The organism is Cyclobacterium sp. 1_MG-2023 (assembly GCF_030546805.1).
GTDB lineage: Bacteria > Bacteroidota > Bacteroidia > Cytophagales > Cyclobacteriaceae > Cyclobacterium.
Map to the genome: position 1 here is coordinate 287,791 of NZ_JAUOPC010000004.1, position 22,803 is coordinate 310,593.

General features: G+C 39.4%; 11 protein-coding genes. All 11 read left to right on the forward strand.

Annotation, left to right across the window (positions count from 1 at the left end; all coding sequences use genetic code 11):
- The first annotated feature begins 1,231 nt into the window (after positions 1–1,231).
- The 11 genes from Q4534_RS07840 (at position 1,232) to Q4534_RS07890 (ending at position 22,714) form a co-directional block, all read left to right on the forward strand.
- On the forward strand, positions 1,232–4,495 hold the full coding sequence (locus tag Q4534_RS07840) for a TonB-dependent receptor (RefSeq protein WP_303612613.1): 3,264 nt from the start codon (positions 1,232–1,234) through the stop codon (positions 4,493–4,495).
- Between the two features lie 21 nt (positions 4,496–4,516).
- A complete protein-coding gene (locus Q4534_RS07845) occupies positions 4,517–6,292 on the forward strand; it encodes a RagB/SusD family nutrient uptake outer membrane protein (protein ID WP_303612614.1) in 1,776 nt (591 codons plus the stop codon).
- A 569-nt stretch (positions 6,293–6,861) separates the two neighbouring features.
- On the forward strand, positions 6,862–8,727 hold the full coding sequence (locus Q4534_RS07850; protein WP_303612615.1) for a heparinase II/III family protein: 1,866 nt from the start codon (positions 6,862–6,864) through the stop codon (positions 8,725–8,727).
- Positions 8,724–10,919 carry a polysaccharide lyase family 8 super-sandwich domain-containing protein gene (locus Q4534_RS07855; RefSeq protein ID WP_303612616.1) on the forward strand — a complete coding sequence of 732 codons (2,196 nt, stop codon included), beginning with the start codon at positions 8,724–8,726 and terminating at the stop codon, positions 10,917–10,919. Before Q4534_RS07850 ends, Q4534_RS07855 begins: the two co-directional genes overlap by 4 nt.
- An 87-nt stretch (positions 10,920–11,006) precedes the next feature.
- Complete coding sequence (locus Q4534_RS07860) at positions 11,007–12,413, forward strand: BNR repeat-containing protein (protein WP_303612617.1); 1,407 nt, start codon at positions 11,007–11,009, stop codon at positions 12,411–12,413.
- Positions 12,414–12,558: 145 nt separating this feature from the next.
- Positions 12,559–14,043, forward strand: coding sequence for a hypothetical protein (locus Q4534_RS07865; protein ID WP_303612618.1), 1,485 nt, complete (start codon positions 12,559–12,561; stop codon positions 14,041–14,043).
- Positions 14,033–16,198 (forward strand): hypothetical protein, encoded by a 2,166-nt coding sequence (locus Q4534_RS07870; protein ID WP_303612619.1) that lies wholly within the window; start codon positions 14,033–14,035, stop codon positions 16,196–16,198. Before Q4534_RS07865 ends, Q4534_RS07870 begins: the two co-directional genes overlap by 11 nt.
- Positions 16,199–16,218: 20 nt before the next feature.
- Complete coding sequence (locus tag Q4534_RS07875; RefSeq protein ID WP_303612620.1) at positions 16,219–18,171, forward strand: heparinase II/III family protein; 1,953 nt, start codon at positions 16,219–16,221, stop codon at positions 18,169–18,171.
- A gap of 604 nt (positions 18,172–18,775) precedes the next feature.
- Positions 18,776–19,291 carry a hypothetical protein gene (locus Q4534_RS07880; RefSeq protein ID WP_303612621.1) on the forward strand — a complete coding sequence of 172 codons (516 nt, stop codon included), beginning with the start codon at positions 18,776–18,778 and terminating at the stop codon, positions 19,289–19,291.
- Positions 19,292–19,804: 513 nt separating this feature from the next.
- Complete coding sequence (locus Q4534_RS07885) at positions 19,805–20,065, forward strand: hypothetical protein (RefSeq protein ID WP_303612622.1); 261 nt, start codon at positions 19,805–19,807, stop codon at positions 20,063–20,065.
- Positions 20,066–20,839: 774 nt separating this feature from the next.
- Entirely contained in the window at positions 20,840–22,714 is a 1,875-nt protein-coding gene (locus Q4534_RS07890; protein ID WP_303612623.1) for an ATP-dependent endonuclease, read from the forward strand.
- Positions 22,715–22,803: the final 89 nt, after the last annotated feature.

Consider the following 22,803-nt stretch of genomic DNA (forward strand, 5'->3'; position numbering starts at 1 on the left):
CGTGAGGTTCTTAGTTCTAATTCGTTAATTATTTATGGTTTTATTGCTTTTATTCGACTTGGTAAATTTCGTTATTTTTTTTTAAATGTACTCATATCTTTAACCAAAAAATTCAATAATTACATCAATGGAGAATATCTTGGTTTAAAAAAATGTCATAAAATACTAGTTGATTGATTTTTTTATATTTAACGGTTGTAATTACAGCTTTGTTTTAGGAATCCTTGAATTTTGTGTTAAATGTTTGTTGATCCTTCCGCTAATTGTTCCTGAGAAATCATTATGGCTCCAATAGGTTTGCCTGAAAAAAAAGGGCGGGAGATTGTAAAATAAATCCTTGGTATTTTTATATGGCTACAAATTAAATTTACCTGATTAGAATTGTTTCTTATTGTGAAGTATTGGATCCTATTTTTACCAAATGAGGGGAGTTTTAGCTTGATCTCATTTTAATTATATGCAATTTGATTCAATTTTGAGTTGTAAGATACTTATATCGCAATAGAGCTGCTGTATTTTCTTTTGACTTTGTACCAGCTATTCGAGATGAAAAATTCATGAGGAATATTTAAAATGTTCAATTTACATTTAATGCTCTTTAAAAAAGAAATTCATCTTTTTATCTTTAATCTTACGTGTTTTTTCTTTTTACTGAGTTCAAAAATAGGGCTACCTAATTTTGAGGTTTTATCCTCTTTGGTGATTACTGGTGAATTTAAGATTTAAATATAAATATATGGCTCTAAGATATGAAAAATAGTATATTGGTACTTGAGGAGCTATTATTTATTGATGCCCTTAAATTTTCCGTTAAAACTTTGTTTTGACCACTAACATTGACTTATGGGTGTTAATTAAAAATTAACATATTTTTATCATTTAAAACTAAAACGTTAATGTTAAATTTTATCTTGAATTTTTACATTTTTTTTGGATTAATTTTTTTCTTTATGAAAATATAACTAAACTTCGATGATGTAAAATTTCGGAGAAACCTAAAATAACCTCTCTTTCCCAAGTAAATATGGTTTCATTCAGTTAGATTTTACTAAAACGTAGAAAATATAAAGTATTTGATCTATTCTCAGATCAATATTTTAAGTTTTATAAAATTAATTTTAGTGAACTATACTTATCCATGCCTATGAATAAAGAATAATGAAGAAAGAGTAAAGTAAAGATCCGAGAGAAGGTCTCGGAAAGAATTAAATCAATTAACAAATAATCCACTATGAAAAAAAGTTTACATTTTTACCGGGCTATGCAACCGATGTCATGGCTACCGGCAATCCTTTTTTGTTTGTTTTCCGTGGGGCTAAAAGCACAAACGGAAGGTTTAGACAAAAATTTGGAAAACATACAAAAGGTACCAACGGTATTGGCTAATGCCAAAATCAATAATGCAGAGGCCGATATTACCGTATCTGGTACCGTTACAGATGAAAGTGGCATGCCAATACCTGGGGCAACAGTTTCAGTTCCCGGAACCAACATTGGTACTGCGACAGACTTGGACGGTAAGTTTTCATTAACAGTTGACGAAAATGCACAAATAGTATTTTCATTCATCGGTTTTGAAAGCCAAACTGTAAATGTTGGCAACCGAAGTACAATCAACATTACCTTAGTAGAAGATACACAGTCTCTTGATGAGGTGGTAGTTGTAGGCTATGGTACGCAAGAGAAAGTGAACCTGACCGGTGCTGTAGGTGTAGCCACAAGTGAAAGGCTGCAAAATAGACCTATTGCCAACGTAGGTGAAGGCTTACAGGGTGTAATTCCTAACTTAAATATCGCTCCTCAAAATGGTGATCCTGCGCAAAGCCCTAGTTTCAATATTAGAGGTTATCAGTCAATTAATGGTGGTTCCCCACTAATTTTGGTGGATAATGTACCGATGGATCTGAATAGAATCAATCCAAATGATATCGAAAGTGTATCTGTACTTAAAGATGCTTCCGCAGCAGCAGTATATGGTGCAAGAGCAGCTTTTGGGGTGGTATTGGTAACGACTAAAAGTGGTAAAGCCGGTAAAGTACGCGTTTCCCTAAATAGTCAAATGTCATTGGGTAAGCCTATTTTCAATATGGATCCGATTACTGATCCTTATCGATTCGTTCAAGCCAGAAACTTGGCCAATGAAAGAACCAATGGTAGACCTGCTTATGATCAGGACATGATTGATGGAACGAAGGCTTGGTCTGAAAACCCTACAGATGAAAACGCTTGGGGTGTGGTTGATGGTAATTTGAGATTTTATGGTTTCAATAATTACCAAGATCAAATCATGACAGAATTTGCTCCTTCTCAGCAGCATGATTTGTCCATTTCCGGAGGATCAGAGAATTCAAATTACTTTGTATCGATAGGTCATCTCAACAAAGATGGTTACCTTAATTCAGACCGTAACGAGAACTTCAAGCGTTACAATATTTTGATGAAGGCCGAATTTAAAGTTACAGATTGGTTGACATTGGATGAGAAAATCGTAATCAATTCCCAACAAAGTGACAAGCCTTATTTCTATAACTGGGATGTAAATATCAACTCCCTTGCCAGGGTAAACCCAATCATGCCGGTTCAGTTTCCTGACCTTCCTTATTATGTCAATCAAGGAGACAGAGATACCTATGCACCCTATATTGGGATGTATTTTGGTGGCACCAACTTCTTTCCTTATTTGGAAGATGGAGGACGATCTACTTGGACCAATAACGATATCTGGTTGACACAGGGTGTAACTCTAACTCCTGCAAAAGGCTTAACCATTAAATCAAATTTCTCTTATAATTTCTTCCATCGTTCTGAGCAAAATGTTGCCAGTAAGATTGAGATTGTAGATACGAACTTACTTGCAGATGGATTGATTAGCAATGGATTTAGTGGCAATGACTTTATTGATGAAAGAGCCAGCTATAACCAGTATTATGTATTCAATGCTTATGCAGATTATAAATTTCAGTTACCTGAAATTCATAGCTTGACCACAATGATTGGGTTCAACCAAGAATGGGGTCAAAATAAATTCATCCGGGCACAAGCCAATACTTTGCTTACGCCATTGATTACGGACTTGAATGCCACTACAGGTTTGCAACAAACCTTCGGTAGCAGCAGCCACGTTTCCTTAAGAGGTGCATTCTACAGGGTAAACTACATCTTTGATGAGCGATTCCTATTGGAGGCCAATGGTCGATACGACGGTACTTCACGATTCCCTTCTGACAGTAGATTTGGGTTCTTCCCTTCTTTTTCTGCAGGATATAGAATTTCCAATGAAGACTGGATGGCCGGTACCAAAAACTGGATGGATGAGTTAAAAATCCGTGCTTCTTACGGTACTTTAGGTAACCAATTGTTAGGTAGCAACTATTATCCTTATATCCCAACTTTAGGAACAGGACAGTCCGGCTTTATGTTGAGTGCCGGTCAGCGTACACCTTATGTATCTGCAGCAGGGCTTGTAAGTCCTACTTTGACTTGGGAAACTGTAGTGTCTCAGAATATAGGTGTTGATGTTACCTTGTTTGGTGGAAAGATTGATGCTTCATTTGATGTGTATTCAAGAGAAACCAAAGACATGTTGATGCGTCAGGAATACCCTTCTATCTTGGGTACCAATGCTCCTCAATCCAATGCAGCTGATTTGAAAACCACAGGTTGGGAATTGGCTGTTACATGGAAAGATCAGGTTAACAATGAGTTGAACTATGACATCACCTTGGCTTTGTCTGACTGGACCGCTGAAATCACCAAATTTATCAATCCTGAAGGTGTGATTAGCCAGTACTATGTAGGACAGAAGTTGGGTGAAATCTGGGGCTATGAAACAGTTGGTATTTTCCAATCACAAGAAGAGGTAGACAATGCTCCTGATCAATCAAGACTAGGTGCAAACTGGAGAGCCGGTGATATTCAGTATGCTGATTTGAATGGAGATGGAATAATTTCTCCGGGTAATGGTACATTAAGTGATCCGGGAGATAGAAAAATTATTGGTAATGAAACGCCGAGATTGAGTTTTGGTTTGAACAATAATTTCCAGTATAAAAACTTCACCCTAAATTTATTCTTCCAAGGTATCTGGAAAAGGGATCACTGGCCTACCTCAGGCAACTGGACTTGGTTTTTCCCTTTCAACGCAGGACATGTTGAAGAGTATTTTATTACCGACTCTTGGTCTGAAGACAACAGAGATGCTTATTTTGCTGCACCTCATATCTCTACCAATGACAAGAAAAACATCCAAACACAAAGCAGGTTCTTGCAAAATGCAGGTTATATTCGTTTGAAAAACCTCAACTTTGGTTACAACCTTCCTCAAAATTGGATGGAGACCATTGGCTTCCAAAATGCCAATATCTATTTTTCCGGCATGAATCTTTGGGAGTATTCTCCTATTCGTAAGCCATTGGATCCTGAGACCATTTATTCAGGTGCTATAGAGTATCCAATGCAGAGGGTTTATACGCTAGGCGCCAGGATTACCTTTTAATTACCAAAACCTAAAATAAGTATGAAAAGATATAATTTTATATGGGCTGTCGTTTGCCTGTCTTCATTTTTGCTAGCTTCATGCAATGATGATTTCTTGGAACGCTACCCAACAGATGAAGTAAGTAACGAGACTTTCTGGAATACGGAAAATGACCTTATGGTCTATAACAATAGTCTGTATCATTTGGCATTAACTGACCACGAAGTTCCAATTTTGCACGGTCATAACAATGGTTTCAGTAGCTATTATGGAAGCTATTATTTCCTGGATGGTTTTTCTGATAACCTGGCACCAAGGAATGACAGGCATACCTTCTTTCAGCAGGTTAGAGCTGGTAAGCAGCTTGTTCCCAATAGTCCTCAATGGTTTGGGTACAGAGGTTGGGGTTTTGTTAGGGCCATCAATGTAGGCATGGACAATTACGATAAGGCAGCTATCTCCGAAGAAGCTAAAAATAAATACAAAGCTGAAGCGCGTTTATTACGTGGTTGGTTTTATGCAGAGAAAGTTCAAAAATTTGGTGATGTTCCATGGGTAGAAACCGAATTGAACATTGACTCTGAGCAATTATTTGCGGCAAGGATGCCTAGAGAAGAGGCGATGGACAAAGTTTTGGAAGACCTTAATTTTGCTACCACCCATTTACCGGATGATTGGGGAGATGGAAACGAGCCGGGTCGTTTGAACAGATGGGCAGCTTTGGCCATCAAGTCAAGATTGTGTCTATTTGAAGGTACTTGGAGAAAATACCACGGCGGTACTAATCCTGAAATGTGGCTTGCAGAAGCTGCTGCAGCTGCAAAAGAAGTAATGGACGATGGGCCTTATGCTTTGTACAATACAGGCAACCCTGACAATGATTTTAATGCTTACATGCGCATACTTGACCTTAGTGGAAATCCTGAAGTAATGGTTTGGAGAAGGTATCAATTGGGAATTTTCACCAATGTTGTCCAAGGTTATTTTGGCTATACCGGTGGAGCTACCAAGAGTTTTGTAGAAGACTTTTTGGCAACTGACGGGCTACCTATTACTTTGTCTCCGGAATATAAAGGAGATGACACCTTTGAAGATGTGTTTGTAAATCGTGACCCACGTTTAAGGCAGACAATCCTTCACCCTGATGATACTGAAAAGTATAAATATGACAGAGCCGATGGTAGAGAGTACCCAAGAGTTGTAGGGATGCCGGGTGGTTTTACCACTGAAACCGGATACCACATCATCAAGCATTACAATGCAGATGATATGATCGGTAAAGCTTACAATACTTCTGAGACGCCTGCTATTATCCTTAGGTTCGGTGAAGTATTGCTAAACTATGCTGAAGCCAAGGCTGAGTTGGGAGATATTACTGAGGCAGATCTTGATATGAGTATTAACCTACTTAGAGATAGAGTAGCAATGCCTCATCTAGAGCTTGATCCTCCAATGGATCCAAGGTATGCGAATGATGGCGTTTCTTCATTGATCGTAGAAATCAGAAGAGAAAGAAGAGTCGAGTTATTCTTAGAAGGTTTTAGGTACAAAGACCTTAAGCGTTGGAAACAAGGTAAAAAATTGGAAAGCCCAGATTTGGGAATTCGTTGGAATGCTGAAAATCAGGCAAGATTTGCCGGAGCAATCATAGAGACTAGCGAAGATCCTGAAACAGGAAAAACCTATATCGATGTTTATAAAGGAACGGATTGGGAAAATCCAACTTTCGACGAGGGTAAAAATTACCTATGGCCATTGCCTTTGGATGATTTAGCTCAAAATCCTCAATTGGAACAAAATCCGGGTTATAATTAATTAAATCTATTTTATATTAAAGACTGCTATAAGCTGATTCCATCAGATTATAGCAGTTTTTTTTTGTCTTTTTTTATAAACGGAAAGGAAAATTAATGGGGATATTTTAAATTGATCCTTTAACCCGGATTATGGAATAGGATTCCCTGAACTTTCTCAAGGAGGGTTGAAATCGCAATAAAATCAGGCTGTTTGGAGACTTTACCATAGATTAGCTGTGGTGAAATCGAAAACAGCAACAATTGACTGATTTTGAAGTGGTTTCAGCACGCAATAGAAGGTTTATTGCATATTTCGGGTTTCATTGTAAACCCAATTTATTCCCAAATATGATAAAGAGATCGTACCAAGCGAGGCAATTTTATTTTTTTGAAAACCTCCTTAATCCATTTTGCTTTTTAAAGCTTTTTTTCGGGCCACTTTTACCGATCTTAGGCTAGATGTATCCCGCATGAAGCTGCCTATGAAATTCATTTCCTAGTAAGGTATTGCGCTAAATGCGAGGATCAATTGTGTTGAATATTCATAACCTATAGAAATAGATATACTTAATGATAATTTTAAATAAAATGAGAATAGAAAAACTTGCCCTTCAATTGCTGATGTTTACAGCCCTGCTTTGGAGTCCGCTTATGGCTGCAGTGCCTGAGGATGCCGAGATGGATACGGTTAAATTGGAGAACCCGATAACTGTAAACTACCTCAAGCGGCACCTGAAAAAGTCAGGCCCTAAACTGGCCCTGACACCGGCACTCGAAAGAAACCTAAAGCGTAAGATCAAGAGTGATCCATTAGTGGGCAACTATTACCAGGCATTAAAAGCCAATGCGGATGATGTACTCTCTATGCCTGTGCTTACCCGAAACGTAATCGGACGAAGGCTATTGGGCACCTCACGGGACATGCTGCACCGTGTCAATGTTTTAGGAATTGCCTATATCATCGAAAAGGACAAGAAATACCTTGATAAGATTAATGAGGAAGTTATCGCTGTAAGTAATTTTTCTGATTGGAACCCATCCCATTTTCTTGATGTGGCAGAGATGGCGACTGCTGTGGCTTTGGCCGTTGACTGGGTAGGAGATGATTTGCCGACTGCTACAGTGAAGCTAGCGAAGGAAGCATTGATTCAGAAAGGTATTGAGCCAAGCTGGAATGGAAACAAAGGTCGAATGTACGGCACCAACAACTGGAATCAGGTTTGTAATGCCGGTATGATTGCTGCCTCTCTTGTGATTGCAGATCAGGATATAGAATTGGCAGCCAAAACCATTCACCGTTCACTGGATGGAATTCCTAATGGCTTGATGCAATACGGACCGGATGGGGCTTATCCTGAAGGCTCCACTTATTGGGGTTATGGTACTGCGTTTACTGTACTTACCTCTGCCATGCTAAAAACGGCTTTCAAAACTGACTTCGGTATAGGCGATTACCCTGCCTTTAAAGAAAGTGCCGATTTCAGGAAATTGACAGTTGCCCCATCCGGCAACTATTACAATTACGCGGATTGTGGAGATCGCCACAGTAATGCTGGCGATATAATTTTAGCTTGGTTTGCTACCCAGAGTGGGAATTCCCTGTATATAGAAGATGATAAATTCAGTCAACCGGTGGCTGATTTTGGAAAGCTTCACAGGATTGCAGGCGCCGGATTGGTGTGGTTGGCACAATTTGAAAAAACTGCTGAAGCAGAATTACCACTTGTTTACAAAGGAGATGGTAAAAACCCAATAGTAATTATCCGTGATGGAGAAGGCTATTACTTTGGAGGAAAAGGTGGTAAAGGAACCGTTTCACATGGTAATTTGGATGCAGGTTCTTTTATTTGGGAGCTTAATGGCGTTAGATGGAGCGTTGATCCGGGCAATCAGAATTACAATGAGCTAGAGCAAGCAGGTTTTGATCTTTGGGGGTCTTGCCAAGATTGCGAACGCTGGACTTTGTTGACCAAAAATAATTATGGGCACAGCACACTGACCGTCAATGATGAACTTCATGTAAATGATGGTTTTGCCAAAATGCTCGATGTAAAGGATGGAGACCAACCCGAAGCTTCTTTTGATCTGACACCGGTGTTTGGTAACAAATTAAGAAAGGCCACCAGAACATTTATCAAACCTGACAATCATTCATTGGTCATCGAAGATCAGATTGAAACCAATGTGCATACCAAAATGATCACTTGGCAAATGATGACCCAGGCAGATGTTAGTATTGTGGATGGTGGTGCCATCCTAAGCCAAGACGGGAAAAAGATTAAGCTGGAGAACCTCTCTCATCCGGAAATCATGGTATCCGTAATATCCCTCGACCCGGCACCGCTTGAGTTAGACAGGCAAATTGAAGACTTAAAAAGATTGGAGATTAGGATTCCCGCTTATTTGATTGAAAATAATACAGATGTAATCAAAGTTAGATTAAAAGCATTGTGATAACATATAACTCAACTGCCAAAGGAAGATTACCATCCTTTGGCAGTAGCCTTTTTATAGGGGTCTTCCTTTTTTTCTTAAGCACAGGGTTTACTCTCGCCCTACCTGCATCCACTGATTTTGATCTGGTGAAGGATAGGGTAGTGGCTGAATACCTGGCATCCGAGGTGAATGAGGAGGCGATAGAGGAGTTGCTTACTTCTCAAAATCCTGACGGAACCTGGCCCGGTATCAATTACCAAGATGTATCGAGAACAGGCTTTGAACATTATTTACACACAGGAAATATGGTGACTTTAGCAAAAGCCTATAGACAGCCAGATTCCAAGTATAAAGGAAGTCCAAAAGTAAAGCAGGCAGTTTCCAATGCCTTGGCCCATTGGGTAGAAAATGATTATTTCTGCGACAATTGGTGGTACAATCAAATAGGTACCCCCAACAATTTAGTGGCAGTAATGCTACTGATAGGAGATGAATTGCCCGAAAAATTGGTGCAAGCCGCCCAACCCATTATTGGTAGGGCCCATCTCAATGCCTCAGGAGCAAGACCAAGTGGTGACAGGATAAAAATCGCTGGAATACTTGCCAAGAACCTGCTTTTTCTAGAGGAAAAAGAAAAATTCGAAGCTGTTTTAAAAGTCATTGAAGGAGAAATCAAGTTCTCTACAGGTAGCCGTGGTCTTCAAAGGGATTTTAGTTTTCATCATCGGGTAGATAGGGTAAACAATACAAGTTCCTATGGTTTAGGCTATGCAGATGCTTTCGTAGAATGGCTTGTATATACTGCAGACACCCGGTACGCATTTTCTTCTGATAAAGTAGCCATTTTGGTTGACTATTATTTAGATGGAATAAGTAAAAACCTGGCTTTCGGAAAATATTTAGAAGCCGGAGCAAAAAACAGGAGCATTGCCCGACCGGGCGCTCTTCATGGTTTGGATGCCAAAACGCCAAGAAAACTACTTCAGGCCACTGATTACCGAAAAGCTGATTTGGAAGAAATTGTAAAAATTCGGGAAGAAGGGATTCAAAATGTGTCCCTGTCCTATGGCAAGTACTTTTGGCAGACGGAATTCTTCACTTTTCAGCGGCCGGACTATTTTACTTCTGTAAGAATGTATTCCACCAGAAATGACAATATGGAGGTTCCCTATAATAGTGAAGGATTGAAAAACCATCATAGAGGAGATGGCACCAATCACCTTTCTATCACAGGAGAAGAATATTTTGATATTTTTCCTGTGATGGATTTTCAGAAAATCCCCGGGGCAACCATTCTTCAAAAGGAAAGGCTTCCAGATCCGGATCAAATTCAAAAACCCGGCTATACAGATTTTGTGGGAGCGGTTACAGATGATTTATATGGAAGTGTAGCCTTTGATTTTATCAGTCCACATGATCCATTAAAAGCCAAAAAGAGCTGGTTCTTCTTTGACAAGGAATACGTTTGTTTGGGAACGGGAATAGAATCAAAAGGCAAACAAGCGGTTTTTACCACCTTAAATCAATTGCTGCTCCAAGGAGAGGTTTATGCAAAAGTAGGTCAGGAAACGAAGATTTTAGAGCGAGGAAAGCATGAGTTTAAAGACTTGGACTGGATTTACCATGATCGGGTAGGCTATTTTATGTTAGCACCTCAGGAAGTAGAACTGTCTTTCGGAGAGGTCACCGGAAATTGGACTACCATTAACCAGCAAACAAGGGCACCCCAAGAGGATGTGAGCAAAGATGTGTTCAGTCTTTGGGTAAACCATGGAAATAATGTGAGAGAAGGGAACTATGCTTATCTGATATTACCTAATGCCGGCTTGGAAGAAACCAAGGCCTATCAATTTGATGATCAGATTGAAGTTTTGTCAAATACCTCAGCCTTACAGGCTGTCAAACACAAGCAGTTGTTACAAGTACAAGCCAATTTTTACCAAGCAGGGAAATTAAAATTAGGCAATGGGCTTGAATTAACAATGGATGGTCCGGGGTTATTATTGGTTCATTTGGATGGACAAAATATAGTGAAAATGGCGGTAGCAGATCCAAGTAGGAAATTGAGCAAAATGCACTTTCAGGTCAATGGTAAAGTTGACCTGAAAAGCGACAAAATTTCAATCAATTGGGATGCTGAAAGTTGGGTAAGCGAAATAACTGTAAAGCTACCTGAGGGGGAATTCGCGGGTAGTAGCGTGATCTTATGATTGTAAAAAACGCCATAATCAGACCGGTTTTTTGGATGAATGCCAGTCTCCTTAGTCATGATTTAATTGAAGATTAATAAAAAAAAGATGAACAAAATTTTAAGTATTAGTAGCTATGTATGGCTTGTGCTCTTTGCTTTGGTCGCTTGCAATCAAAAAAATCAAGAAACTTCAGACGAGCCCATTGTAATCGATGAGCGGGATCAAAAGCTGGCGGTCAAAAAGATAATCCCTGTTGACAGTGTCTGGGCAGGTCATTCCGTAGGCTTTTCATTGCTTACCCACAAAGACCGGCAATACATTGCCTATTACAACAAAGACCGGCACATGACGGTAGGGCAGAGAAATCTTGATGAAGATCAATTTGAACTGCATCAATTGCCGGTATTCGATAGGGAAGAAGGGCAGGGGACCAGTACCAAGCTTGGATGGGACAGTCACAATTTTGTTACCATAGACATTGATTCCGAAGGTTATTTGCACCTGGCCGGTAATATGCATGTGCATCCCATAACTTACTTTCGCGGACAAATTCCCAATGATATCAGTAGTTTAAAACAGGAAATGGAGATGGTAGGCCCCAATGAAGAACGATGTACCTATCCCCATTTCATGAAGGACAGGGAAGGCCGTCTATTGTTTCATTACCGTGATGGAGGAAGTGGAAATGGCAATGAAATTTACAATATTTACGATGTAGCTTCTAAGGAATGGACACGCTTCTTAGACAGTCCTCTGACAGATGGCAAGGGAGAGATGAATGCCTATGCTTCTCAACCTGCTTTAATGGAAGACAATTGGTACCATATGTATTGGGTATGGAGAGACACGCCTGATTGTGCGACCAATCATGACCTCTCCTATATCAAAAGCCCAGACATGATAAATTGGTACGATGCATTCGGCAATAAGCTGACTGTACCTGTCACCATTGCTCAGAAAAGTGTGATTGTGGATCCTGTACCTCCTAAAGGAGGGATAATTAATCTTGCTGCGAAGTTATGTTTGGATGAAAACAATGAGCCATTGATGGCTTTCCATAAATACGATGAAAGTGGTAACCTACAATTTTACGTGAGCAAGATCGAAGAGGGTGCATGGCAAGCCAAACAAGTGACCAATTGGGATTATCGATGGGAATTCTCGGGAGGGGGAAGTATACCAACAGAAGTTCGCTTAGGAGATTTTAACCTTAGAGAAGATGGGAATTTTGAACTGGGTTACAAGCACATTAAATATGGAGAGGGAATGTTGCTCCTAGACAAGGATTTAAATACCATTGGTGAAGTGTTAAAACCAGAGAGCTTTGGTGCTGATCTTAATTTGGAAGGTGACTTTGAGGGGCTGGAAATAAGGAATGCCAAAGACTTGGGAATGCCCGAAAATGGCAAAACCTATCGTTTAAAATGGGAGACCTTACCACCAAATAGAGACAAAGCCTATCCAAAACCTTGGCCAAATCCTTCGGTGCTTTACCTTTACGAAATGGAGTGATCCGTAATTTCCTAAGATTGTCTAAAATTTGTCTCAGGTGCTTTCTAAAGAATAAGTATTTTGAAAATATCTTAAACTCAAGAAGACCAATGATTTCAAAAATGAATGACTTTCTCTTGCTCCATTAATTTACACTATTATAAATATGATTAACTCAAAACCCATTGCCTACTTAAGTTTTTTTCTGGTCTTTACTGCCACCTTCTGTATTGAAGGAAAGGGACAGGGGATTGGGAACTCCTCTAATAAGGAAAATTACCTGATAAGGGTCCAAGCTTATGCAGATGAAATGATTGCTCATGGGAGAGATCGATACGGAGAAATAAGCTCTCCATTGTTTGCATCAGCTTTGGACAGAAAGACCATGGAAATAGCTAATGTTGATGTTTTTGGAAGCATAGATGGGATTAGAGAAACAGATCGGTCTCTTAGAGGATCCAATCCCCTATGGGAAATCGGTTTGTATGAAATCCTTTATGAACTAACATCCATTACCAAAGACCCCAAGTATGCCGATGAGGCAGACCGGACCATCGCTTTCTTCTTTGACAACTGTCAAAGTGAAAACACAGGTTTAATGGCCTGGGGGGAGCATTTATTTTGGGATTTTAAAACAGAAGAATGTGGGTTTATATCAAAGGATTACCATGAAGCCAAGGCTTGGCCCTTTTGGGACAAAAGTTACCAAATGAGTCCGGAGGCCAGTTGGCAATTTGCCATAGGGGAGTGGGACCATCAAATTCATAACAAAAGCACAGGTGATTTTAGTAGGCATGCAAGCTATTTAGATCATGGTCCACAAAAAGGTTCTGACTTCCCCAGGTATGCCGGTCAAATGATAGAAAGATGGGCAATAGCCTTGAGTCGTAAAGAGAATTTATACAGGCCAAGAAGAGAAGAACTGATGGAAGCGATAGAAGTACTGGTGCGGAGAATGGAAGAAAATAGCAAACTAACGGCTACCGGATACTTGCCGGCCTTACGAGGAGCTGATTATGTCTGGCCAACCAGTAATTTGGAGTTGGCAAGATGTCTTTTCGAAGCTGCTGAGCATTTAAATGAACCCTTGAAACAAAGGGTAGTGGATTTGGCATTGAAACAAGATACTGATTTTCTTGCCGCAGACCACTTAATCCTAAATGAAGGAGGTTTTGCCGTGACCTTACATTCAGAGACCGGCGCCCCCAGAGACCGATCCATGAATAAGCCTTACACCCAAACCTGGGCTACAGGCTATGGCTATGGAACACATGCCGGAACTGCCAACCTTTTGCATAAAAGGTACAAGCAAGTCTTGCCTAATTATCCAAAGATTGCAAACCAATATAAGTCAATGATAATTGCGGCCGCCGATCAATACCTGAAGGCAAGTCCTGATTGGTCCAACGCACAAAATCCGGATGCTTTTGCAGCTGTAATCCAGTTGATGATCACATCCTATCAGTTGACGGGCAATAAAGCATACAAGGAGCGGGCTGACTTTTTTGCACTAATGGGTATTGCGCTTTTTTTGGATGAAAATAGTGCGCTCCCAAAAGCCACAAGTAAGCATGAACACTATGAAACCATAACCGGAGGGCCGGCATTTATGCACCGTCTGTTGAAACTTTATGCTTTAAATGCAAACTAATATCCAGACATTGAATGCTATGAATAAAATCAAGCTCGTCCTAACTGCAACCCTTTGCATTTTTTTTATGTTGGAAGGGGCTTCGGTTTTTGCTCAGGCAAATTCCCATCCTTTTTTAATCGTAAAGGCAGATCAATTTGAAAAGCACAGGCAAAAGGCATTTTATGAACCCTGGAAGTCCATGGCAGATGATGCCTTGAAGATTACTGAAGAGGGCTTCAATGAACAAATTATGGGAGCCTATGAACTTCAGGATTACATAGGCGCTGTTGCTTTGGCCTATATTTTATACCCGGAAGAGAAATCAAGGTATGCGGAGAAAGTAAAAGATTTAATAGTAAATCAATATTCAAAATTAAAACCTACAGAAAAAAGAAACTGGGGTGGTGTTGTTCCGCCCATGAGCTCTTTCTTTGTGGCCATCCTGGCACTTGACATTGTTTACAATGATTTGACCCAAGAAGAGATTCTTGCCTGTGAAAAGGTGATTGAATCCCAAATATTTAAAATTAATCGTAAAGGCAGTTGGACCGAAGTTAGACTTGGAACCCATGGGGTTTGGGATATTTACAAAGGACTTAGAACCGGACCTGATGAGGCCTATTTTAAAGGGACCATGGCCCAGATTACTCCTGATGGGGTTTCTCCGATTACCATACATTACGCTTGGGAAAGAGTGGGTGGAGGAGATAGCCGGATCTCTAAAGCGGGCTATATGGATGTATTGGAATTTACAGGGATTGACAAGCGATACTATTCCAATGAAAAGCTGCAAAAATTTCACCGTTGGCTATTTAGTGCCAGTGTGAACAATAGCAAGGAAATGGCTATAATAGGGGATATGCTTCCCACGCAAACATTAAATAACGATTTGCTGCATGCTAGGGTGGGCAATTTTGATGCGGAAGCAGCTGCCTATGCAGCATGGTTTCATGAGAATGACAAGAAGAGAGGGCATATCATCAGTTACCTTCTTCCAAAGATCAAATTGCCTTATCCCAAACTGCCCAAAAGCAGTGTTTATGAAGATGGAGGTGCTTTTTTTAGAGAAAATGCCATGAATCCCGACGGAATCCATGCTGTACTGTACAATATAAAAGCACTGGACGAATGGCATACCCATCAGGAAGTGAATGGTTTGGCATTATCGGGGCTTGGTAATAGGTTGCTTGTAAATGGTGGGAGATTAGGTGCTCCCACACGATCGGCGACACTAAACAATACCCTTACCATTAATGGTCAAGACCATGATGCCCGAATAGGAAACGGAATCTTAAAAAGCATCCGTAGGCCTGCCTTTGATTATGCCAAAGGCGATGCAGGAACTGCCCTGTCAGGCTCTTCTCATTTCCGAAACTTGTTGTTGTTTCATGGTACCGAAAATGCTAAAGCTTATGTACTCTTATTGGATGAGGTGGAGGTGGAGGAAGGGGACAAGGTCTATTCCTATCTTCACCCGGCAAATGAAAGCCAAGTGGATACCGTGCTGGCTAATCAATCTTATTTAGCTGCCATTGACCATTATCCAACGGTAGAAGGGACATCCTTGGAAATCTTGTATTTGACAAAACCTGATGTGGTAAACCAAAAACCGGTACCTTCTGCTGTGCAATCAAGTTATCCCGGTTACCCGGATCACAATAGGTTGGAGGCCATTTACACACCCGATATCATGGGACAAAAGCAAATGGTGACCTTACTAAACCCTATCAATGAGGATAAGGACAAAATTAATTGGACACCATTTATTGAAGATGGTTTTGAAATTAATTTAATTCACCATGATAGGGGAGCAGAGGACTTGATTTTAAATGCTGTTAAGTCGGAGAATGCTATTGAATATGAGGATGTTTCCTTTCATGGAGCATTTTTAGTGCGTAGAAAAATTGAGGAAAACACCAATTTCCTATTTGCTAAAAATGCCAAAGGTTTTGCAGACAAAACCTTTGAATTTAAAGCGGATGCAAAGGTGACTTTATGGATGGGACAGCGATTTGTAAGTGTCATCGCACCAGAAGCAACCCTGCTTTACCTAAAAAAGAAACCATCAAAAAAGCTGTATTTAAATGATAAATTGGTTGATAGGAAAGCAACAGAAGAGGGTTGGGTGCAAATCCAATTATCCGAAGGTTCCCATCGATTGTTTTATAAGTAACTAATTAAACCCAAATAGAAATGATAAAAAACAAAAATATATTCTTGCTTATTGCAGGGATTTTATTGTCAGCCAATGTTTTTGCCCAACACTTGGTCAGTAGCAAGTACAGTGAACAAGAGCTTGCAGAAGTATTGATTCCCCTTAAAGATTGGCAACCTTTTCCGGCATTGGCCAATAGGGAAGCTTGGAGCAAGGCGGACAAGGAGCAAATGGAGTTTTTCCTTGATTATGCCAATGAGTATATCGATTATTCCTGGCCCTATATCCCTGCTACCAAATCTTTGTTAATTCACAGAAATGGAAACCGAACAGAATACCAAGAGATGACCTTTGAAAAAAGAAGAGTTTTGGGAGCGATGATTTTGGCGGAGCTGTATGAAAACAAAGGGAGGTTTATTGATCCCATAGTCAATGGCGTATGGTCCATTTGTGAGGAGTCCTTTTGGGGAGTGCCTGCCCATTTGCCGAAAACAGATGAGTATTCCGGTTTGATGGACGTTTCCCAGCCATTTGTAGACTTATTTGCCGCCGAAACGGCCACTTATCTGGCTTGGGCGGATTACTTTTTGGGAGAAAAATTTGATGAGATTTCCCCTCAGATAAGAAAAAGAATCCGGCATGAAACCACCAAAAGAATTTTTGAGCCTTTGATGACCAAACACCACGGTTGGATGGCAGCCAATGCCAACGGAAGGAGACCCAACAACTGGAATCCTTGGATTTGCTCCAACTGGATCAATGCAGCCTTATTGCTGGAAGATGACGAGCAAAAAAGAGTAGCCCATATCAACAAGGCCACCCAAGTGCTGGACGAATTTTTAACGCCTTACCCGGAAGACGGAGGTTGTGATGAAGGGCCGGGGTATTGGGGCGCTGCTGCGGCTTCTTTGTTTGATAACCTTTCCTTATTGAATGAGGCTACCAATGGCGCTTTTCAGTTTGCCTTCGAAGATGAAAAGGTAAAGAACATGGGGCGTTTTATTTATAGGGCGCAGATCAGCAAAGATTATTTCTTGAATTTTGCGGATGCAAGCCCTAAGCCTAAAATGGCCGCAGCCATGATCTATAGGTATGGCAAGGCCATTCAGGATCCGGACATGATGAAGTTTGGTGCTTACTATATGGAACAAAATGAAAAAGCATTGCCTAGATTTCATTATTTCAGGCATTTCTTCGAAGTGTTTATGCAGGAAGAATTTGACAATGCTGAAAAGGGCCTTCCCTTGCCTAAAGATGTTTGGCTAAAAGACATCCAAGTAATGGTAGCCAGAGATCAAGAAGGAAGTTCAGACGGGTTTTTTCTAGCAGCAAAGGGTGGGCACAATGATGAAAGTCACAACCACAATGATATCGGAAACTATGTAGTGTTTTACGATGGGCTTCCTGTGCTAATCGATGTGGGAAGTGGAACCTATACCCGAAGGACTTTCAGTGGGGAGCGGTACTCCATTTGGTTTAACCGTTCTGATTACCACAACCTGCCTACTATCAATGGCGTGACACAAAAAGCAGGTGTGGAATTCAAAGCCACCCAGGTTTCTTATGATGCCAAAAAGAACAGTTCTGCTATGACTTTGGATATTAGCGAGTCCTATCCCGAAGCTGCAGGTCTGGTTTCCTGGAAGCGAGACCTTGCGCTAAACCGTGGAAAAAGGGTAACGGTAAAGAATACCTACAAGCTATCCCAGGGCGGAGAGATTATCCAACACCTGATGACCGTTTATCCGGTAGAGGTGGTTAAACCCGGTCTAATCTCTATTGCCTATAAGGGCAAAGACGGAAAGGTGTCACCATTTGAAATCCAATACAATCCAAATGACATGGAGGTAGAAGTGGAGAAAATGCCTTTTGATTTACCAGAAGATGAAGGCGTAGCAAGCAAGTGGGGACAAGAAATGTACCGAATCAACCTTACAAGCAATGGCAATGTACAGGCCGGCAAGATGGATTTTACCATCAGCAAGCAATAAACCTCAATAGCCCAAAGGGCCAATAAAATTAAAATAAGCGTGGATACTGTTCACGCTTATTTCTTTTTAGGCTTACTTAACCCCTCTGCTTTGGTGGCTGAGCCTGTCGAAGCCGTAGGAATTCCCTCCCGGAGGCTGAGCTTGTCGAAGCCTTAGGAATCGAAGAACGTTTAAAACTTACCCGATAAATTCTAACCGGATTGATATTTAAGAAAGTTGAAAACTTTCAGCATTGTAGGTCCAAGTTACACTACGTTAAACTTGGACCAGTGTTAGAGAGAATCTTACCGGAGGCTGAGCCTGTCGAAGCCGTAGGAATCGCATTCCGGTGGAAAACAATCCAATATTATTCGTTTGTAAACGTTTAACAACAAACCGGTATTTTGGGCAAAAAACCCCATAAAAACCCATTTTAAAAGCTGTAAAGGGTTTTTCTATTCATAAGTTTTTAGGTAGTTTCGTGGGTTAAATAGTAGCTGTATAGGTAAATTCTGCTTAAATATGGTTATATACAATTGCTACCACACATAATATATATACAGTATAGTTATTGAATGAAATCATACAAACACAATTCTGAAAAAATAGAATTAAATAAAAACAAATGAATAAATTAAAGTTAATTATAGGTTTTTCAATAGCAATATTGTTTAGCTCTTGTTCTGAAGACACTGAACCTATAATCCAAACTGTAAATGGATTTAAGTATAAGGATACATTTTTTTCTGTAGATAAAGCTTTTATAAAAGACTTTAATATTATAGATAATGAACCATCTAAAATTGCTATAGTTTTGTCAAATGTAGACCCATCCAGAACGACTCCAAAATGGGGAGGTGTGAATTATTTTTATTTTGCATTTGAAGCAAGTAATGTAATAGAAGGAACTATAACACCGGTTCCCGAGTACTCGATACGTGAAAATGCAGATTTTGATAATTTTTCAATTCTTGCAGGAAATACAATTCTAAGACATAATGACCCAAGAGTTAGTAATATAGCTGTTTCTAGTTTAATAAATATTAACTCTATATCGATAGATGAAATAGATCTAGATTTTGAATTTACACGACCAGATGGAGAAATAATAACAGGAAGCTACAAAGGTACATTTGAATAAATGAAGAAATTTTGATTTGTAAATACAATATAAATTTGTGGTAATAACTAAGCCTTCTGAAAACTGGAACCCTTCGACTCCGCTCAGGGACCAGTACCACCCCGGAGGCTGAGCTTGTCGAAGCCGTAGGAATCGAAAAACGTTAGAAACCTATCGGCTATTTCAATCCGGATTGTATTCAGGATTTATTTAAGAAAGTTGAAAACTTTCAGCATTGTAGGTCCAAGTTACACTTCGCTAAACTTAGACCAGTGGTAACCAGTGGTACCGGAGGCTGAGCCTGTCGAAGCCAGTGGAGTCGAGTATCTTATTTCAAATCGAATTGATTTCTGATTATCAATAGCCCCCAGCTTCAGCTGGGGGATTAGAATGTAATATTATATTTCGGGGCTTTAGCCCAATCTTCACCTTTCAAGAATAAAAAGATTAATTAGGCTTTAAACCTAGGTTGATGGCTTATTTTTCCAGCAGCCATCTCTCCTCCAAATTTTGGCTAAAGCCGGGTGAATTGTTATGGCTTTTATAAATGGGCTAAAGCCCATTCCTATTGAGCAGATTTCGTTAATCTATTTGATGGTGATATTGAATGAATACGAAAACTTTCAGCATGATAGATCCAAGTTACACTACGTTAAACTTGGACCAGTGGTAACCAGTGGTACCGGAGGCTGCGCCAGTCGAAGCCGTAGGGGCCAAAGAGGGATACTTCGGAAGTGGGGTAGGGTACTTCAGAACCTACCCATTGGAGTTTATAACCTCAATTACCCACCTTAAAACAGGGGTGGGGTACCTAAAACTGACAAGCTTGGACCTTACAACTCGAATTTCCCGGTTCAGAACTGATATTTTTCACCTTAAACCTGAAAAATTCGACCAAAAACTGACAAGAAACGAGGTGAAAATCGGAAAATAGGACAAAATTTCAGGAAAAGTCTTTGGATAAGGTCAAAATTACTAGGTTCAGAAGTGGGGAGGGGTACTTCAGAACCTACCCATTGCAGTTATTTACTTCAAAATTCCAGTTATGAAGTGGGTAATTGAACCTTTTAGCCGGAAATTTCCGCCTTTTTGGCAGCATTTTTTAAGTATTAACCAAAGCATTTGACCAAAAACTGACAAGAGAGAAGGTTTAAAGTAAAGCATTACAGTAAAATGATGGTTTGCATTGGGTTTTTTAATTTAACTCGGATCATTTAACAGAATTTCCTAAGCTCCCTTATATAGGGTTGAAATTACTAGAGAATCAGCAGTTAGGAGATTACATGAGCCAATTGACTATTTGGGAGTAAATCTTACAAATATGAAAACAAATAGATTTCCGGCTTTATCCGTATACAAGCCTTTGTAAATGTTTACCAAACGCTTAGAGCAAAATATGCATTAAACCTATCATTTTTCCAAAAAAAAATCCCTGTTTAAAGGTCATAAAGGGTTTCTTATTTAGAAGTATTTAGTTAGTTTAGGGGGTATAATAGATATATACGCAACTCCCAAGCAAAACATAGCTTTATACAAATGTTGGCAGCAATTTTCACAACATAACACAATATGACATTTCCCATTGACATCAAAATAAATCTAGGTCAAACTGGAATATCTGGAATTCAAAATCCGACAATTAAAATTTACGGAGGTTTAACAACATTTCTTGGACCAAATGGTGCTGGAAAAACACAACTTCTACGAGGACTAAAACATTCGCTTAATACTCATCTAAATGGTAAAAAAATAAGATATCTTTCCGCTGGAAGACTTGGACCTATGGAAAATTACAGGTCTGACTTTGACGGACAGCGTGGACAACCAAGTTTTGACTCTGCAAGTTTTGGCGACAAATCTTCAACCAAAAGAAGACATCAAACGGAAACCATTCTTGGCGATTTCGCAACTCTCTCTGAACGACCTGATGTTTTAATTAAAGTACAAGAAAGACTTCGTAAACTTTTCAAAAGAGACATTGTAGTGGATTGGGATGGAGGAAAATTAAAGATATTTTTTTCAAGGGTTGATCAGACAACAACTAAAAATTACTCATCAGCTAGAGAAGCAAGTGGTTTATTACATTTAGCGGCAATTTTAGCTTCATTGTATGATGACGAAGTTGGATGTTTATTAATTGATGAACCAGAGGTGTCGTTGCATCCACAGCTCCAATCATTTCTCTTAAACGAAATTAAAAAAGTTGTAGGTAGCAACACCGAAAAGGGTAAAAAATTAATATTCATATCAACTCACTCGACTGAATTTATTGAAGTTAATTCGGTAACTGATTTGGCATCAATTATTTTTTGCAATGACATCCAAGAAAGCCCAATTCAAATCGACCCTTTACTTGGTGACTTTCAAAGTAAGAAATTACAAGCATTACTTACTAGGCTTGGTCAAGAGCATAAACTAGCTCTTTTTTGCCATTCTCCATTATTAGTTGAAGGGCCGAGTGATGAGATAATTTGCTCTGCATTAAGCAGAAAACTTTCCTTGAACTTGGAGGCAGCAGGCTCACAAATCCTTCCTGTAACAGGAAAGGGACAATTTCCCGTAGTTATTAAACTTTTTCGTTTAATAGGCAAAGTGCCTGCTTTACTGGGAGATGCCGATGCAATAGCAGATAATTTAGATATTATTGGTGTTTTTACCAACCTGCCACAAGCCTCTGAAATAGCAGTAGAATTAGGTCATAGAGATGCCGCAAAATTTGCGAAAGATATTTATAACGACTTCTGTCAAATTGTATTAACTAATTGGGATGATATAAAAATACAAGCTGAACATCATTATTACTGGATTAATAGAGATAAGAAAAAAGATGAACTAATAGCCAAACGAAGAAGTGCATTTTGTTGGCTATTTAACACCATTGATGATGATATTAAAAAAGCGACAAATGGAGCAGAATGGATTACAATTAAAGTACGTTTGTCATCACTCTTGTCCTTTTTAGAAAAACTTGGTTGTTTCATTCTTAGAAAAGGAACTATTGAAGCTTATTATCAACATTCTGGAAATTTGACTGTTGACGAAAAACCAAATGCTGCATCTTATGAAGTTAACGGTCTTATTGAGGAGGCTGATGAGAAAGTAAAATCAGATTATGATGATATTATTCGTGCAATGAAATTCTGTTCGACCCTAAAAGAAATAAATGAAGCTGAGGCAATTAGAGATTTACTATTAGCGACGGTTTCTCCTGCACTTGCTAATATAAAGAAAGAAACGACAGATGCTGAATTAAAAATTTTTTCAAATAATCTTTTTGGTGCTAAATCAAGCTTATTTAAACTTAGTAAACATATTGACGGGGAAGATATTTATCTTGACGTTAATCTTTCAACAGATATTCTTGAAGTAAGTGGTTTCCCAATTAGAATAAAAAAAGGTGCAAATCCTATCGAAGTTGTAAACAATTCACTTAGACTAAAATAAATAAACTGCTGCCAACACGGGTTTGGCAAAAGTGGCGTTTCAGTGCTCCGCAAACACATTTGTGGTTAATCAAAGCTTGGTTCTTCGTA